Below are 13,713 nucleotides of genomic sequence, written 5' to 3'. Positions count from 1 at the left end.
TCCGGGAACGACCGTAGTAGCACTTTGCAACTCTTATGGGGCGTCTCGTGTTGGCTGTCCTGTTCGTCGGTCCTCAGGCTGGGGATCCGTTCATTACGCCACTCGCCCCGAGGCGGGACGTGAGAATGGGACGGTGATCACGCGCGTCAACCTGGTGCGCAGCCCCGGTACTCCGATGCAGCCGGCGTTCCTGGAACTCTTCTACGACCTGGTGTACGTCTTCGCCCTCACCCAGATCACCGAACTGCTGGTGGACGATCTGAGCTGGCGGGGCGCGCTGAGGGCGTTCGTCCTGCTCCTAGCCCTGTGGTGGATCTGGGTGCTGACGGCGTGGTTGACCGACCAGTTCGACCCGCAACACCCGTTACTCCAGCTGTACGTCATGATCGTCATGCTCGGCGTCCTGCTGATGGCCATCGTGCTGCCCCAGGCGTTCACCAGGTACGGGCTGCTCTTCGCCCTCACCTACGTGACGATTCACCTCACCCGTCTCGTGTTCCTCCTGCTGGTCGGGTGGGGCACCCAACTCGCGCAGAGGTCGTTGCGGGCGGCCTTCTGGTTCAGCGGCTCCGCCCTGCTCTGGATCCCGGGTGCGTTCCTGGAGGGGTGGGTGCGCGCGGTGCTCTGGTTGGCGGCGCTGACCATCGACTACGTCTCGGCCGCCCTGCGGTGGCCGGCTCCGGGGCTGGGTGGAGCGCCCGGGTGGGAGCTGACGATCCAGGAGAGTCACCTCGCCGAACGCTACCGGCAGGTGCTCGTCATCGCGTTGGGCGAGATCATCCTGATCCTGGGGTTGACGTTCGCCGACGGGCAGAAGGGCCTGACACTGCACCGGACGCTGGTGCTGGTGCTCGCGTTCGCCACCACCGCACTGATGTGGCGGCTCTACATCTACCGTGCCGGCGAACAGCTCGGTCCCGCCATCGCGTCTTCCTCGCGTCCGCACCGGTTGAGTCAGTGGTCTTCGTACGCGCACATGGTGATGGTGGCCGGCATTCTCCTGACCGCCGTCGGTTTCACGATCATTCTCGAACACCCGAACGGCAGCCCCGACGAGGGCTGGACCGCCAGCATCGCGGGAGGCCCGGCCCTCTTCCTGGTCGGGCGCACCGGCTTCGAATACGTGATCTTCGGTCGCGTTTCCTACCCACGGTGGGTCGCGATTGTCCTGCTGGCCGCAGTTGCCGGCGGCGCCTTCTGGCTTCCGGCGGTGGCGACCGCCGCCGCCGTGACGTTCGTGCTGGCGGCGGTTGTCGCCTTCGACACCCGCCGGGCCCAAGGGCGGCCGCTGGACCCGCCCACACCGCCGACCTGACCGTCGTGCCGCGTGCGACCCGGCGATCGGACCTCGTGTTCCCGCTGGTCAGACCAGTGGCAGCCACATCAGGATCTCGTCGCGGTCGTCGCCCGGCGACAGGCGCAGCGCGGCCGGCAACCGGCCCACCTCGCGGTAGCCGCACCGCTGATAGAAACGTTCCAGGTTCAGTCCGCCCCGGACGGTCACCTGGAGCGCCTCGAGCCCCAGTTTGCGGCCGACCCGTTCGGCCTCGGCCATCAGCGCCGCGCCGTTGCCGGTGCCCTGGAGGCCCGGGTGGACCATCACCCGCTTGAGCACGCGCCAGTGTTCCTTCAGCGCGAACCGGTTCGAGGTGAAGATCAGGAAGGCGGCGGGCTGGTTGTCGTCGGTGTAGCCGACCAGCAGGCGGTCGGGACCGTCGGCGATGCCGGCGAAGGCCGCGTCCGCGACGGTACGGACCTCGTCCTCGCTCACCGGGGCAACAAAACCGACCGCGCCACCGGCGTTGGTCACCACCGTCCAGAGGGTGACGAGTTGCTGCCGTAGCTCTGCGGTCAGCTCGGGGTCGAGCGCGAAGCGGAGGGTCACCGGGTCATCTTCGTCGGGTTCGTACCGCACGTTGAGCGGACGGCCGGGCAGGGTGACGGCGGTAACAGCCATGGTGTGCCCGGCGTCGCCGACGCACTGGAGGCCGTCTGTGACCTGGTGCTCGACGGCCTACGCGTACGAAACTGACTGATCGGTGCGGGAGAGGGGAGTCGAACCCCCACGCCCGAAGGCACAGGAACCTAAATCCTGCGTGGCTGCCATTACACCACTCCCGCTGGCGGTACGAGTCTAGAGCCTGTGCGGCGACCGTGTGCACGTACATCGGGCGGGCGGGTTCGGCCCACCGGACCGTCGCGCCCCGGCGACGGTCCGCGACGAGTGGAGCGGGTCAGTCCAGGCCGAGATCGCGGCGAAGCTTCGCCACGTGTCCGGTCGCCTTGACGTTGTAGAGCGCCCGTTCGATCCGCCCGTCGGCGTCGATGACGAAGGTGGAGCGGATCACGCCGGTGACCGTCTTGCCGTAGAGCTGCTTCTCGCCGTACGCGCCGTACGCGGTCAGCACCGCCTTGTCCACGTCGGCGACGAGCGGGAACGTGATCGCGTCCCGTTCCCGGAACTTCGCCAGCTTGGCCGGCTGGTCGGGGGAGATGCCGACCACCTCGTACCCGGCGGCCTGTAGTGAGGCCAGCGAGTCCCGGAAGTCGCACGCCTGCTTGGTACAGCCGGGCGTCATCGCGGCCGGGTACGCGTAGAGCACGACCTTCCGCCCGCGTAGCTCCTTGAGGTCGAGTGTCTTGCCGTCGTCCGTCGGCAACGTGAATTCTGGCGCCAAATCGCCCGGTGTGAGGCGGGAGCTCGTCATGCGACGTGACATTACCCGCTCCCACCAGGCACGATCTTGAACAGTCTTCTTCGTTGTTGCAAGATGCTGGCAACAAAGGTGGCTAGGCAAATACGCTGAGTTCCCGTTGGCGCGGACCCCCCGCCACGGGTGGGGAGGGTTTTGTGCAGAACATCGCTATGCACATCTCGAACGGGATCATCAACGGTCCCGTTGCCGCGATCTACGCGGCGTTAGCGCTGGTGGTGCTCACGTTCTGCGTGATCCGCGGCCGGCGTGACCTGGACGACCGGCTGGCACCGATGGCCGGACTGGTGGCGGCGTTCATCTTCGCCGTACAGATGCTCAACTTCCCGATCTTCACCGGTGCGGTCAGCGGACACCTGCTCGGTGGTGCGCTCGCCGCGATGCTGGTCGGCCCCTGGGTCGGCGCGCTCTGCGTGTCGGTCGTGCTGATCGTCCAGGCCCTCGTCTTCGGTGACGGCGGTGTGGCCATGCTCGGACTGAACATCACCAACATGGCGATCGTCGGCACCGCCGCCGGTTACCTGCTCATCGCGCTCCTGGTTCGGGTTCTGCCGAGGACCACGGCAGGTCTGGCGGTCACCGGGTTCGTCTCCGCGGTGGTCAGTGTCACGGTCGCGTCGCAGGGCTTCATCCTGCAGTACTGGCTCGGCGGCACCACTGACCTCGGCGGCTCGCTCGGCGGCCTGGCCGGCACCATGGCCGGTGCGCACGTGCTCATCGGCATCGGCGAGGGACTGATCACGGCCACCACCGTGGTCACCGTCGCCAAGGTACGACCCGATCTTGTCTACGCCCTGCGTGGTCTGCGGACCGTGCCGGTGCTCTCGAACCCGGTTACCGGAGGTGCGCGGTGAAGCAACGACACTGGGGATTCATCGTCGGCGGACTGATCGTCGCGTTCCTGCTCGCCGGGGTGGTGAGCAACTTCGCCTCGTCCCATCCGGACGGGCTCGACTCCTCGCTCCGTACGGGCTGCACCTTCGACGCCGACGACAACATCACCGGCGGAAGCTGCCCGGCGCAGCAGACCAAGGACCACGAACTCGCCGACAGCCCGCTCGCCGACTACGGCGTGAAGGGGGTGGAGAACGCGTACCTCTCCACCGGTCTCTCCGGGATCGCCGGCGTGTTGATCACCTTCGCCCTCGGCGGTGGTCTCTTCTGGCTGACCCGTCGCCGGGGCACCCGTGCCGACGGTACGGAGCCGGCCGGCTCCGACATCCCGATGGCCGGCGCCACCGCCGGCACCGAAGCGGTGAAGTAGGTGGGCGCCGGGCACGCGCACGTGCTCTACCGGGCCGGAACCTCGCCCGTGCACCGGCTCCCTGCGGAGGTGAAGATCACGGCGATGGTGGCGTTCAGCATCGCCGTGGTCGCCACCCCGCGCGAGGCGTTCTGGGCGTACGGCGGCTACGCCCTCCTGATCGCGGCGGTGGCCACGTTCGCCCGGATCGGTCCGGGCTGGCTGCTCAAGCGTTCCCTGATCGAGCTGCCGTTCGTCTTCTTCGCCTTCGTGCTGCCCTTCCTCGGCACCGGGGAGCGGGTCGAGTGGCTCGGCCTGCACCTCTCCGTCGACGGCCTGTACGGCGGCTGGAACATCCTGGCCAAGGGGACGCTCGGCGTGCTGGCGTCGCTGCTGCTCGCCGGGACCACGACCATGCGTGACCTGATCCTCGGCCTGGACCGGCTGCACTGCCCGCAGATCCTCACCCAGATCGCCACGTTCATGCTGCGTTATCTCGACGTGCTCGGCGGCGAGGCCCGGCGGATGCGGGTGGCCCGGATCTCCCGGGGCGACGACCCGCGATTCCTCTGGCAGTTGCGCGGCTTCGCGGCCGGAGTCGGCGCGCTCTTCCTGCGCGCCTTCGAACGCGGCGAGCGGGTCTACCTGGCCATGCTCTCCCGGGGGTACGACGGCCGGATGCCGGCCATCTGGCAGTCCGCCGGGGCCGCCACCACCGGGCACTGGGTGGTGGGTGCGACCGTGCCGCTGACCGCGGCCGGCATCGCCGTCACCGCACTGGTGCTGTCATGATCGGTGCCGTGGAGACTCCCGCCTCGCTGGACGTACGTGACCTGCGATTCGCCTACCCCGACGGCCATGTCGCCCTGCACGGGGTCGACCTGAGCGTGCCGAAGGGGGAGCGGGTCGCCCTGCTCGGTCCGAACGGCGCCGGCAAGACCACACTGGTCCTGCACCTGAACGGGATCCTCACCCCGACCCAGGGCAGCGTCGCCGTCGGCGGCCTCACCGTCGACCGTGACCGGGGCACCCTGGCGGAGATCCGACGCCGGGTCGGCATCGTCTTCCAGGACCCCGACGACCAGCTCTTCCTCCCCACCGTCGCGGAGGACGTGGCGTTCGGTCCGGCCAACCTCGGGCTGCGCGGTGCGGAACTGGAGGCCCGGGTCGACGAGGCCCTGGCGGCGGTCGGGATGCGCGAACACCGGGACCGGGCACCGCACCACCTGTCGTTCGGGCAGCGCCGCCGGGTGGCGGTCGCCACCGTACTCGCCATGCACCCGGAGATCCTGGTCCTGGACGAGCCGTCGTCGAATCTCGACCCGGCGGCCCGACGGGAGCTGGCCGAGATCCTGCGCGGGCTGCCGGTGACCCTGCTGATGGTCACCCACGACCTGCCGTACGCGCTGGAACTCTGCGACCGGTCGGTGATCCTGGACGGTGGCCGGATCGTCGCCGACGGGGCCACCGCCGAGGTGCTCGCCGACGCCGACCTGCTGGGCCGGCACCGGTTGGAACTGCCCTACGGATTCGACCCGGTCGCGGCGGCCAGCCGGGGCTGATCGTCGGTCTCCGCCGGAGCCCCGGCCCGGTCCCGGGGCGTGGCCCGCAGCCGCAGCACTCCGACCAGGGTGCCGCCGACACCGATCACGATCACCGCGGCGACCAGGAGCCGGGTCGACCCGGCAGGCCAACTGACCGGTGCCACCGACCGGCCGAACACCGCCGCGTTCGCCACCCCGGCGAAGAGCGCCAGGCAGGCCCCGGCCAGGGCCAGGGCGAAGTCGGCGGCCGGGCGTCCGGCCAGCGCGTACGCCGCCGCCGCGATCGCGCCGAGTCCGGTGAGGACGGGCCAGATCTGCCCGGCGAGCAGCCCTTCGAGTACCCCGCCGACGCCGGCCGCCCCGGCGTCGAGTTCCCGGCCCACGGCGAGTGCGACCGCACCGGCACCGGCCAGGGCGAAGCCCACGGCCAGGGCGGTGGTCACCGTACGGCCGGCCCGACCGGCTGCGGGAAGCTGCCCGAGTGCGCCGAGCAGGAGTGCGCCGACCGCGCACGCCAGCCACCACGTGCCCGGGTTCGGCGGCGGCACCCAGTCCAGGGTGCCGCGCAGTTCGATCGGGGTCACCCCGTCGCGCAGCGGCACCGTCCAGTCCCGGATCCGGTGGGTGTGCCCCGGATCGGCGCTGACCTGGGCAGGTCGGCTCTCCTCCACCCAGTGGGTACGCCGGTCGTGCCAGCGGGCCACCGGGTCGGTGCCGATCCGTTGCCAGGCCGGGGGGAGGGTCGGGTCGGCGCTCGCCGGTGGTGCGGTGTCGGCGTCGAGGGTCTGGTTGACGTACGTGGTGGGGGAGTTGCGGTTCTCGTACGCCCCGTCGGGTCGGATCTCCAGGTAGGGCTCGCCGGAGTAGCCGAGCACCTCGATGGTGCGGCCGGTCCGGTTGGTCAGCTCCAGCCGGGCACCGGCCTCGATGCTGCGCACGGTGAGTCCGGGCAGACCCGGGGCGAGTGTGGTGACGGTGGTCCGGAAGTCGGTTCCGTCCGGTGCGTCGGCGCCGTGGGCGAGGGCGGGCGTGCCCACCGCGAGCGCGCCGAGCAGGCCGGCGGCGCACGCGGTGAGCAGGCGTCGGATCACTTGGTGGCCGCTGCCACGGCCGCTTTGACGTCGTCCGGGTTCGGGTTGACGCCCTTGCCGTTGACCAGCACCGTCGGGGTGCTGTTGATGTTCGCCCGGCTCGCCGCCTCGGTTACATGCGCGGTCCACGCCTTGAACGTACCGTCACGTACGCAGGAGCCGAAGGTGCCCCCGTCCAGGCCGACCCCGGTGCCGATGCTGATCAGCTCGTCGTCGCTGAGCCCGGCGCTTCCCTCGGCCGGTTGACGGTTGAACAGCGCCTCGACGTACTCCCGGAATTTGCCCTCGTTCGCCGCGCAGCCGGAGGCGGCCGACGACCGGGTCGAGTACTCGGTGGAGGAGGCCCGGTCCAGGTACGCGACCGGGTGGTACAGGATCCGTACCTTGTTCTCGCTGACGAGCTGGTCGAGTGTGCTTCCGGTCGACTTCTCGAACTGTCCGCAGAACGGGCAGATGAAGTCCTCGTAGATGTCGACGGTGACCGGGCCGGTGCCGACCGCGATCGCGTTGCCGTCGGCGGTCGCCCCGGCGGGTGCGGTGAAGTCGCTCGGCGACCGCTGGCTGGCGAAGACGCTCCAGCCGATCAGGCCGGCGACGACGAGCACCGCCACCGCGATCAGGGAGGTCCAGAGTGTGCGGCGGCGGCGCCGCTCCCGGGCTAACTGCTCCCGGACCACCCGGGCCGAACTCTTCTTCTGGGCTTTTGGCGGCTGCTGCGGTCCGCGCTGTGCCTTCTGCGGCGGTTGTGGTCCCTTCTGGGCCTTTTCTGGTTTCCGTCCCGGGCCGCCCTGGCGACCCGCTCCCCGTGGACTACTCATTCTCGTCCTCCAGACGCTGCCCGCCGGCCATCCACCGGTCGATCGAAAACGGGCTGCGTGGCCAGCGCAGCAGGAAGGCCGCCATGATCAGGAAGCCGATGTCCCGAAGGATCTCCGGTAGGTAGCTCGGGGTCTGGCCGACGGCGAGCGGACCTCCCTCGCTGAAACAGCCGCAGTCGATGGCGAGGCCCCGGATCCAGGCCGAGCTGATGCCGGCGATGAAGAGCAGCATCAGGAGCGCGGAGATGCCGGCGGCCAGTCGGGTGGCCAGACCGAGGAGCAGGAGTACGCCGAGCGCGATCTCGACGAACGGCTGTGCCGCCCCGATCGCCCTGGCCACGTCGAAGGGAAAGATCTGGTACGCGTTCACGGCGCGCCCGGCAGCCGCCAGGTCACCGATCTTCGTGCTGCCGGCCCAGAACCAGACCGCCGCGAGTCCGAGCCGAACAGCCAGCCCGAGCCACGGTTGGACCAGATCCCAACGTGCGCGTGCTGAGGTCACCATGGTCATGGTCCCTTAGTCGCCGGGTGGGATCAGGAGGTTCCGTTTCCCAGCCAAGTACCAGCTAGTCCCAGGAACCTCCCAGCCGGCCGTGTTCCATCCGGCCCCGCCGGCCGTGTGTCGTCCCGCCCAGCCGCCTCTGTGCCGTTCAGCTCGCCAGCGCATCGCCGACCGCCTCGACGAGTTCCGCCCGCGCACGGGCCACCCGGGAGCGGATGGTGCCGACCGGGACCCCCTCCACCGCCGCCGCCTCCGCGTACGACAGGCCGAGCACCTGGGTCAGGACGAACGCCTCCCGCCGATCGGCCGGCAGTCGCCGGAGCAGGTCGGTGGCGCCGAGTTGCCCGGCCGGGTCGGGGTACGGGTGGTCGGTGTGCGCGGCGACGGCCAGCCGCTCGTCCAGTCGCCGCCGCCGGACCACCGTACGGAGATGGTCGGCACAGGTGCGCCGGGCGATGCCGAGCAACCACGTCCGGGCACTGGACCGGCCCTCGAACGCGGGCAGTGCCCGGAACGCCCGCAGGTACGTCTCCTGCACCAGATCGTCGGCGCTGTCCCGGTCGACCAGCGCGGCGGTGAACCGCCACACCTCCGCCTGAGTGGCCCGGACGAACGCCGCCTGGGCCACCGGATCTCCGCCCTGGGCACGTAGGGCCCAGTGGGTGGCGTCGTCCAGGGCGAGCGTCCGGTCCACCACCGCGGCATCGACAGCGGCGCTGACCAGGGCGGATTCGCGCGGAACGGGGATCACGCCATCCGAGGTTACGCGTGCGACCGGAGCGTGGGGGCGGCCTTGCCGGGCGTCGGTGCGGTTGCACACCTCCGGGAACTTTTCTGCCACGTACGCCGACTATCTCCCCATGACCTGCGACGAGGTACGGGTCGCGCTGTCGGCGCGGCTGGACGGGGAAGACCCGCGTGCGCCCATGGAGGCGCTCGACGCGCACACCGTGACCTGCCCGGGGTGCCAGCTCTGGCTGGTCCGTGCGGAGGAACTCGACCAGGTCATGCACCGGGCGCAGGCGGTCGAGGTGCCCGACCTCACCGCCACCGTACTCGCCGCCGTGGCCGCCGCCCCGGTCACCGCGGCTGCCGCCCGCCGATCCGCCTCGGCCGCGTACGGCCGCCGTCAGATCCTCCGGGTCGCGGTGGCGGTCGCCGCCGTCGCCCAGTTCGCCATCGCGCTGCCGATCCTGCTCGCCGGCTTCGGTGTCCAGGTCGACCTGCACACCAGCCGGGAGATGGCATCGTTCGACGTGGCGCTGGCGGTCGGGTTCGCGCTCGCCGCCTACCGGCCGGAGCGGGCGCAGGCGTTCGTGCCGGTCGCCTTCGTGCTCGCCGTCTGCCTCGCCGGCACCAGCGCGGTCGACATTGTGAACTCGGCCACGGCGGTGGTGCACGAGATCGGTCACCTGGCCACGGTGGTCCAGGCCGGGCTGCTCTGGGCGCTCGGCCGGGTCAACCGGCGGACCAACCCGCCGCTCGCGGCGGTGCCGGTGGCGGGGCGCGGGTGACACCAGGTCGCGCCACGGCGGGTCTCTGGGCGAGCATGTCCGGCATGACTGCCGCACAACGACGATGGGTGTCGCGCGCCGGCGCGATGCTCGGCCTTCTGCTGGCGACGTTCGCCCTGCTGTTCGGGCCGGCCAGCCCGGCGAGTGCCCACGCGGTGCTGGTGAGCAGCAGCCCGCTCGCGGACGCGGTGCTACCCAGCGCGCCCAGCGAGGTGGTGCTCACCTTCAGTGAGGGTGTCCGCAGCGTTCCCGACAAGATCCGGGTGCTCGGCCCGGACGGCGCCCGGGTGGACCGGGGCGAGCCTGCCTTCGACGGCGCCGTGGTGACCATCCCGGTCGACCCCGGCGGACCCCGGGGCACCTACCTGGTCAGCTACCGGGTGATCTCCGCCGACAGCCACCCGGTCGCCGGCGCCTACACGTACTCCGTCGGGGCCCCGTCGAGCCCGCCGGAGGACACCGCGAACGACACCGTCGACCCGGGCATCACCGCCGCCGTCGCGGTCGGCAAGTACCTCGGCTACGCCGGACTGGTTCTGCTGGTCGGTCCGGTGCTGGTGCTCGGCCTGCTCTGGCCGAGGCGGCTGGATCGCAGTGGGCCGGCCCGACTGGTCTGGACCGGGTTCGGCCTGGTCACCGCCGCGACCCTGATCGGGATCTGGTTGCAGGTGCCGTACACCACCGGCGGCGGGCTCTTCTCGATCAGCGGCAGCGCACTCAGCGACGTGCTGGCCAGCACGTTCGGTGCGGTGTTGCTGGTCCGGCTCGGCATCCTGGTGGCCGCCGCCATCCTGCTGCGGCCACTGCTGCGGGGCAGCGCCGGTCGCGCCGACCACATCCTGCTGGCCGTACTCGGGGTCGCCGGGATCTTCACCTGGCCGCTCGCCGGGCACGCGTCGGCGTCACCCGTACCGGCGGTCTCGGTGCTGGTCGACGCGGTGCACGTGGGCAGCATGGCGGTCTGGCTCGGTGGGCTGGTGATGCTGGTCGGCTTCCTGCTGCGCCGGGCCGACGAGCGGGAACTCGCAGCGATCATGCCGATCTGGTCCCGCTGGGCCGCGGTGGCGGTCTCCGCTCTGCTGCTCGCCGGGATCGTGCAGGCGCTGATCGAGGTGGCCACCCCGAGCGCGCTGATCGACACCACCTACGGCCAACTGATCATCGCGAAGGTGGTGCTCTTCGCCCTGGTGATCGGAGTGGCGGCGTATTCGCGACGGCTGGTCCAGCGCCGCCTCGTCACCGAACGGCCGGGACGGATGCGTCGGGCGGTCTGGACCGAGCTGGGCGTCACCGCGGTGATCCTCGCCATCTCCGCCGTCCTGGTGCAGACCCCGCCGGGTCGTACCGCCGAGTCGAACGACGCGGCTGCCGGCGGCGGGGGCATCTTCACCACCACGCTGACCAGTTCCGTGCTCTCCCTCCAGGTGGAGGTGGACCCGGCCGAGACCGGCAGCAACTCGATCCACCTGTACGCGTACACGCTGGAGAACAAGCCGCAGCCGGTGGTCGAGTGGACCGGGACCGCGGCGTTGCAGGCGAAGGGGATCGAGCCGATCGAGATCCCGCTGCTGCCGTTGACCGACAACCACGCCACCGGCGAGATCAGTCTGCCCACCCCGGGCGACTGGCAACTGCGCTTCACCGTACGCATCTCCGACATCGACCAGGCCACGGTGACCGCCACCGTGCCGATCACGTAGGAAGGCAATTCCATGATCCGTCCCCGGCGTACCGCGACCGCGGCAGCCCTCGCCCTCGGTGCCACCCTCGTCGGTGTGCTCGGCCTTGCTCTGCCGGCCTCCGCGCACGTCACGGTCAACCCGAAGGAGGCGAGCCAGGGTGGCTACGGTCGCGTGGCCTTCCGGGTGCCGAACGAGAGCGACACCGCGTCGACCACCAAGATCGAGGTGAACCTCCCGGAGAACGCACCGATCGCGTCGGTGTCGACCATTCCGGTGCCGGGCTGGACGGTGTCGTTGGAGAAGCGCAAGGTCGACCCGCCGTTGGAGGTGCACGGCAGCAAGGTCACCGAGGCGGTGGCGAAGATCATCTGGACCGCGACGGCCGACGCGGCGGTCAAGCCGGAGCAGTTCCAGGAGTTCGGCGTCTCGATGGGTCCGCTGCCCGAGGTCGACCAGTTGATCTTCAAGGTGTTGCAGACCTACTCGGACGGCGAGATCGCGCGCTGGATCGACGAGCCGGCGGCGCCCGGCGCCGAGGCTCCGGAGCACCCGGCGCCGGTGTTGAAGCTCACCCCGGCGGCGGCTGCGGCGTCGGCCGGTGCCACTCCGGGAGCCTCGGTGGCGGCGGTCGCCCGTACCGAGGGCGACGGCGACGAGGACGAGGGGAACTCGGCGGCGCTCGGACTCGGCATCGCCGGCCTGGTCGCCGGTCTGGCCGGCTTGGCGCTCGGCGGTCTGGCGTTCGCCCGGACGCGTCGTCCGGCCGCTCCGCCGGCGGTCTGACCTGCCCCGGTCCCACCCTGTTCGCTGGCCCGTCGGTGATCCGGCGGGCCAGCGCCGTTTTGGGTAATAAGACGCGTTAGACCCTTTTTGGTCGGTATCGTCTGAAGATACATTGATCAGGGGGGAATAGCGCATGCGCGTCGTACGCACCTTCGCCGGGGTGCTGCTGCTCACCGTCGGGCTGGCGGTCCTGCTCGTCGGCAGTGCACTGTGGATGGTCGCGGAGCAGCGTGGCACCGGCGACGCCTTCGGCGCGTCGCTGGAACGGGTGGAGACGCCCGGCCGCGCCATCGTCGTACCGGACCTGGACGCACTGCTGCGCCGGGACGCCCCGTTCACCCGTACCGCCGGAACCCGGCTGCGGATCAGCGCCGGAACCGACGAGCGGCCCGCCTTCCTCGGCCTCGCCCCCACCGTCGAGACCGGCCGTTACCTGGCCTCGATGCCGTACGCCCAGATAGAGCGGGTCCGGGTGACCCGGGGGCGGCTGCCGGTCCAGGTCACCTCGGTGCCACGAACCGGTGCGCTCGCCGCCGCCGTCGCGACCCCCGGTGAACAGGCATTCTGGGTACGTCAGGGCGCCGGCACGCTCGACCTCTCCCCGGCCGACCTACGCGGGCAGCGGCTCAGCCTGGTGGTCATGTACCCCGACGCCCGGACCGGAGTCGCTCTCGACCTCCGCACCGAACTGCGGGTCGGTTGGATCGAGCCGACCACCTGGGGCGTGCTCGCCGGCGGCACCCTGTTCGCCCTGCTCGGTGTCGCCATCCTCGTCTGGCCGACCCGGCCACGGGAGGTGGTTTTCGTGGTCGAGCCCAGCCAGTTGCCGTTGCTCAGCGCCCGGCTCGGCGTACGCGCCCTGGACGATCTCGGACAGCCCACCCCCGGGACGCGCAAGCCGCTCCGGTCCAGGACCTCGGCAGGTGCCGTTCCAGCCGTTCCCGCCACCGAGGCCGTGCCACCCGGCTGGCCGCTCCACGCGAACCTGCCGACGTCGAGCCCGCCGAGGTCGACGCGGCCGGCGACGCTCGCCGACCTTCTCGCCCAGCCACAACCGAATTCGTCCCAGACGGGCAAGCCGACCGGAGACGCGGTGACGCTTCGCGCGACGGCCGCCGTCGTGCCCGCCCCGGTGGAGCGTCCCCGGGCCGACCCCGACGGTGTTCCGGCCGATACCGCTTACCCGACAGCCTCGGCCCACGACGCCGCAGTCGGTCATGCCGTCCCGGCCGAGGCTGCTCGACCGGCGGCTGCCGAGACTCATGCTGAACCGGTAGACGACGATGGCGGCCAGGCCGGCCGTGCGCCGGCTGAGGAGCCCGCCCGCTCCGGTGTGGCCAGGGCAAGCTCCGGTGTGGCCAGGGCGGAGAACAACCTCGCGCGTGCCTGGCCGGCGAGTAAGCCGCCGCCGGCCAAGCTCGCGTTGAACTGGCCGCCGCGTGCGGCGGACAAGGCGGCACCGGTGTCGCGGCAGTCCGTCAACCGTGCCCCGGTCCACCCCGGGACGGCAGCCCAGGGCCGACCCGGGCCCACCGACCCGGCCACGATCGAGCCGACCCGGACGGAACAGGGCGATGCCGTACCAACGCCCACCGAACCGTCGCCGGTGCTCGATCCGGCCCCGGCGCTGGACCCGGTGCACCCGACACAGCCCATTGCCGCGACCAACGTGGCGGGCCGAGCGGCGACGACCGGCCGCCCCAGGAAGTGCAAGCCCGGCTCGCCAGAGGCGGACGGAGCGGAGGCGGACGGAGCGGAGGCGTCGGCGGGCACCGGTCGGGTTCCCGGCTGACGCCGCGGCTCCCGGGGCCGCACCCCCGTA

General features: G+C 71.1%; 15 protein-coding genes and 1 tRNA gene. 9 read left to right on the top strand and 7 right to left on the bottom strand.

The features are described 5' to 3' along the window. Positions 1 to 133 precede the first annotated feature (133 nt). Positions 134 to 1,315 (top strand): low temperature requirement protein A, encoded by a 1,182-nt coding sequence (locus ACIBF5_RS07015; RefSeq protein WP_396808928.1) that lies wholly within the window; start codon positions 134 to 136, stop codon positions 1,313 to 1,315. Between the two features lie 48 nt (positions 1,316 to 1,363). Here ACIBF5_RS07015 and ACIBF5_RS07010 read toward each other — a convergent pair whose 3' ends face one another. From ACIBF5_RS07010 to bcp, 3 genes are all read right to left on the bottom strand, one after another. Then, positions 1,364 to 1,885: a GNAT family N-acetyltransferase gene (locus ACIBF5_RS07010; protein WP_396809400.1), complete on the bottom strand. Its 522-nt coding sequence runs from the start codon at positions 1,883 to 1,885 to the stop codon at positions 1,364 to 1,366. Positions 1,886 to 2,040: 155 nt separating this feature from the next. Beyond that, positions 2,041 to 2,121: transfer RNA gene (locus tag ACIBF5_RS07005), tRNA-Leu, on the bottom strand. Positions 2,122 to 2,234: 113 nt separating this feature from the next. Continuing rightward, the gene (bcp, locus tag ACIBF5_RS07000) at positions 2,235 to 2,708 is read right to left on the bottom strand and encodes a thioredoxin-dependent thiol peroxidase (protein ID WP_396808926.1); all 474 of its coding nucleotides are present in this window, start codon (positions 2,706 to 2,708) and stop codon (positions 2,235 to 2,237) included. 143 nt (positions 2,709 to 2,851) lie between these two features. On the opposite strand from bcp, the gene ACIBF5_RS06995 reads away from it, so the two are divergent. Genes ACIBF5_RS06995 through ACIBF5_RS06980 form a run of 4 tightly spaced genes read left to right on the top strand, consistent with a single transcriptional unit; the run spans position 2,852 to position 5,519 of the window. After that, complete coding sequence (locus ACIBF5_RS06995) at positions 2,852 to 3,568, top strand: energy-coupling factor ABC transporter permease (protein WP_396808925.1); 717 nt, start codon at positions 2,852 to 2,854, stop codon at positions 3,566 to 3,568. Then, positions 3,565 to 3,978 (top strand): PDGLE domain-containing protein, encoded by a 414-nt coding sequence (locus ACIBF5_RS06990; protein WP_396808923.1) that lies wholly within the window; start codon positions 3,565 to 3,567, stop codon positions 3,976 to 3,978. Before ACIBF5_RS06995 ends, ACIBF5_RS06990 begins: the two co-directional genes overlap by 4 nt. Beyond that, on the top strand, positions 3,979 to 4,749 hold the full coding sequence (cbiQ, locus tag ACIBF5_RS06985; RefSeq protein ID WP_396808921.1) for a cobalt ECF transporter T component CbiQ: 771 nt from the start codon (positions 3,979 to 3,981) through the stop codon (positions 4,747 to 4,749). After that, positions 4,746 to 5,519 carry an energy-coupling factor ABC transporter ATP-binding protein gene (locus tag ACIBF5_RS06980; protein ID WP_396808919.1) on the top strand — a complete coding sequence of 258 codons (774 nt, stop codon included), beginning with the start codon at positions 4,746 to 4,748 and terminating at the stop codon, positions 5,517 to 5,519. Before cbiQ ends, ACIBF5_RS06980 begins: the two co-directional genes overlap by 4 nt. Here ACIBF5_RS06980 and ACIBF5_RS06975 read toward each other — a convergent pair. The 4 genes from ACIBF5_RS06975 to ACIBF5_RS06960 all read right to left on the bottom strand — a co-directional run bounded on the left by ACIBF5_RS06975 (position 5,480) and on the right by ACIBF5_RS06960 (position 8,663). Beyond that, positions 5,480 to 6,592 carry a hypothetical protein gene (locus tag ACIBF5_RS06975; protein WP_396808917.1) on the bottom strand — a complete coding sequence of 371 codons (1,113 nt, stop codon included), beginning with the start codon at positions 6,590 to 6,592 and terminating at the stop codon, positions 5,480 to 5,482. The genes ACIBF5_RS06980 and ACIBF5_RS06975 overlap by 40 nt on opposite strands. Next, positions 6,589 to 7,410, bottom strand: a complete 822-nt coding sequence (locus tag ACIBF5_RS06970) for a DsbA family protein (RefSeq protein WP_396808916.1) — start codon at positions 7,408 to 7,410, stop codon at positions 6,589 to 6,591. Before ACIBF5_RS06970 ends, ACIBF5_RS06975 begins: the two co-directional genes overlap by 4 nt. Next, positions 7,403 to 7,921, bottom strand: a complete 519-nt coding sequence (locus ACIBF5_RS06965) for a MauE/DoxX family redox-associated membrane protein (protein ID WP_396808914.1) — start codon at positions 7,919 to 7,921, stop codon at positions 7,403 to 7,405. Before ACIBF5_RS06965 ends, ACIBF5_RS06970 begins: the two co-directional genes overlap by 8 nt. A 139-nt stretch (positions 7,922 to 8,060) precedes the next feature. After that, on the bottom strand, positions 8,061 to 8,663 hold the full coding sequence (locus ACIBF5_RS06960) for a sigma-70 family RNA polymerase sigma factor (protein WP_396808912.1): 603 nt from the start codon (positions 8,661 to 8,663) through the stop codon (positions 8,061 to 8,063). A gap of 109 nt (positions 8,664 to 8,772) precedes the next feature. Here ACIBF5_RS06960 and ACIBF5_RS06955 point away from each other — a divergent pair, with 109 nt between their 5' ends. The 4 genes from ACIBF5_RS06955 to ACIBF5_RS06940 all read left to right on the top strand — a co-directional run bounded on the left by ACIBF5_RS06955 (position 8,773) and on the right by ACIBF5_RS06940 (position 13,683). Next, entirely contained in the window at positions 8,773 to 9,426 is a 654-nt protein-coding gene (locus ACIBF5_RS06955; RefSeq protein ID WP_396808910.1) for a zf-HC2 domain-containing protein, read from the top strand. A 35-nt stretch (positions 9,427 to 9,461) separates the two neighbouring features. Beyond that, positions 9,462 to 11,126 (top strand): copper resistance CopC/CopD family protein, encoded by a 1,665-nt coding sequence (locus ACIBF5_RS06950; protein ID WP_396809398.1) that lies wholly within the window; start codon positions 9,462 to 9,464, stop codon positions 11,124 to 11,126. Between the two features lie 12 nt (positions 11,127 to 11,138). Then, positions 11,139 to 11,891, top strand: a complete 753-nt coding sequence (locus ACIBF5_RS06945) for a YcnI family protein (protein ID WP_396808908.1) — start codon at positions 11,139 to 11,141, stop codon at positions 11,889 to 11,891. A gap of 133 nt (positions 11,892 to 12,024) precedes the next feature. Beyond that, positions 12,025 to 13,683 (top strand): hypothetical protein, encoded by a 1,659-nt coding sequence (locus tag ACIBF5_RS06940; RefSeq protein ID WP_396808906.1) that lies wholly within the window; start codon positions 12,025 to 12,027, stop codon positions 13,681 to 13,683. Positions 13,684 to 13,713 lie beyond the last annotated feature (30 nt).

Origin of the sequence: Micromonospora sp. NPDC050417 (genome assembly GCF_044458865.1) — a bacterium.
In the GTDB taxonomy this organism is placed as follows: Bacteria; Actinomycetota; Actinomycetes; order Mycobacteriales; family Micromonosporaceae; genus Micromonospora_G.
The sequence above is the reverse complement of the archived record's forward strand: the minus strand, read 5'-3'. Positions and strand labels throughout refer to the sequence as shown.

Bases quoted from the DNA above. Each gene is read 5' to 3' on its own strand.
- bcp (WP_396808926.1), bottom strand. From the start codon at position 2,708: ATGACGAGCTCCCGCCTCACACCGGGCGATTTGGCGCCAGAATTCACG.
- ACIBF5_RS06980 (WP_396808919.1), top strand. From the start codon at position 4,746: ATGATCGGTGCCGTGGAGACTCCCGCCTCGCTGGACGTACGTGACCTG.
- ACIBF5_RS06970 (WP_396808916.1), bottom strand. From the start codon at position 7,410: ATGAGTAGTCCACGGGGAGCGGGTCGCCAGGGCGGCCCGGGACGGAAA.
- ACIBF5_RS06965 (WP_396808914.1), bottom strand. From the start codon at position 7,921: ATGACCATGGTGACCTCAGCACGCGCACGTTGGGATCTGGTCCAACCG.
- ACIBF5_RS06955 (WP_396808910.1), top strand. From the start codon at position 8,773: ATGACCTGCGACGAGGTACGGGTCGCGCTGTCGGCGCGGCTGGACGGG.
- ACIBF5_RS06950 (WP_396809398.1), top strand. From the start codon at position 9,462: ATGTCCGGCATGACTGCCGCACAACGACGATGGGTGTCGCGCGCCGGC.
- ACIBF5_RS06945 (WP_396808908.1), top strand. From the start codon at position 11,139: ATGATCCGTCCCCGGCGTACCGCGACCGCGGCAGCCCTCGCCCTCGGT.
- ACIBF5_RS06940 (WP_396808906.1), top strand. From the start codon at position 12,025: ATGCGCGTCGTACGCACCTTCGCCGGGGTGCTGCTGCTCACCGTCGGG.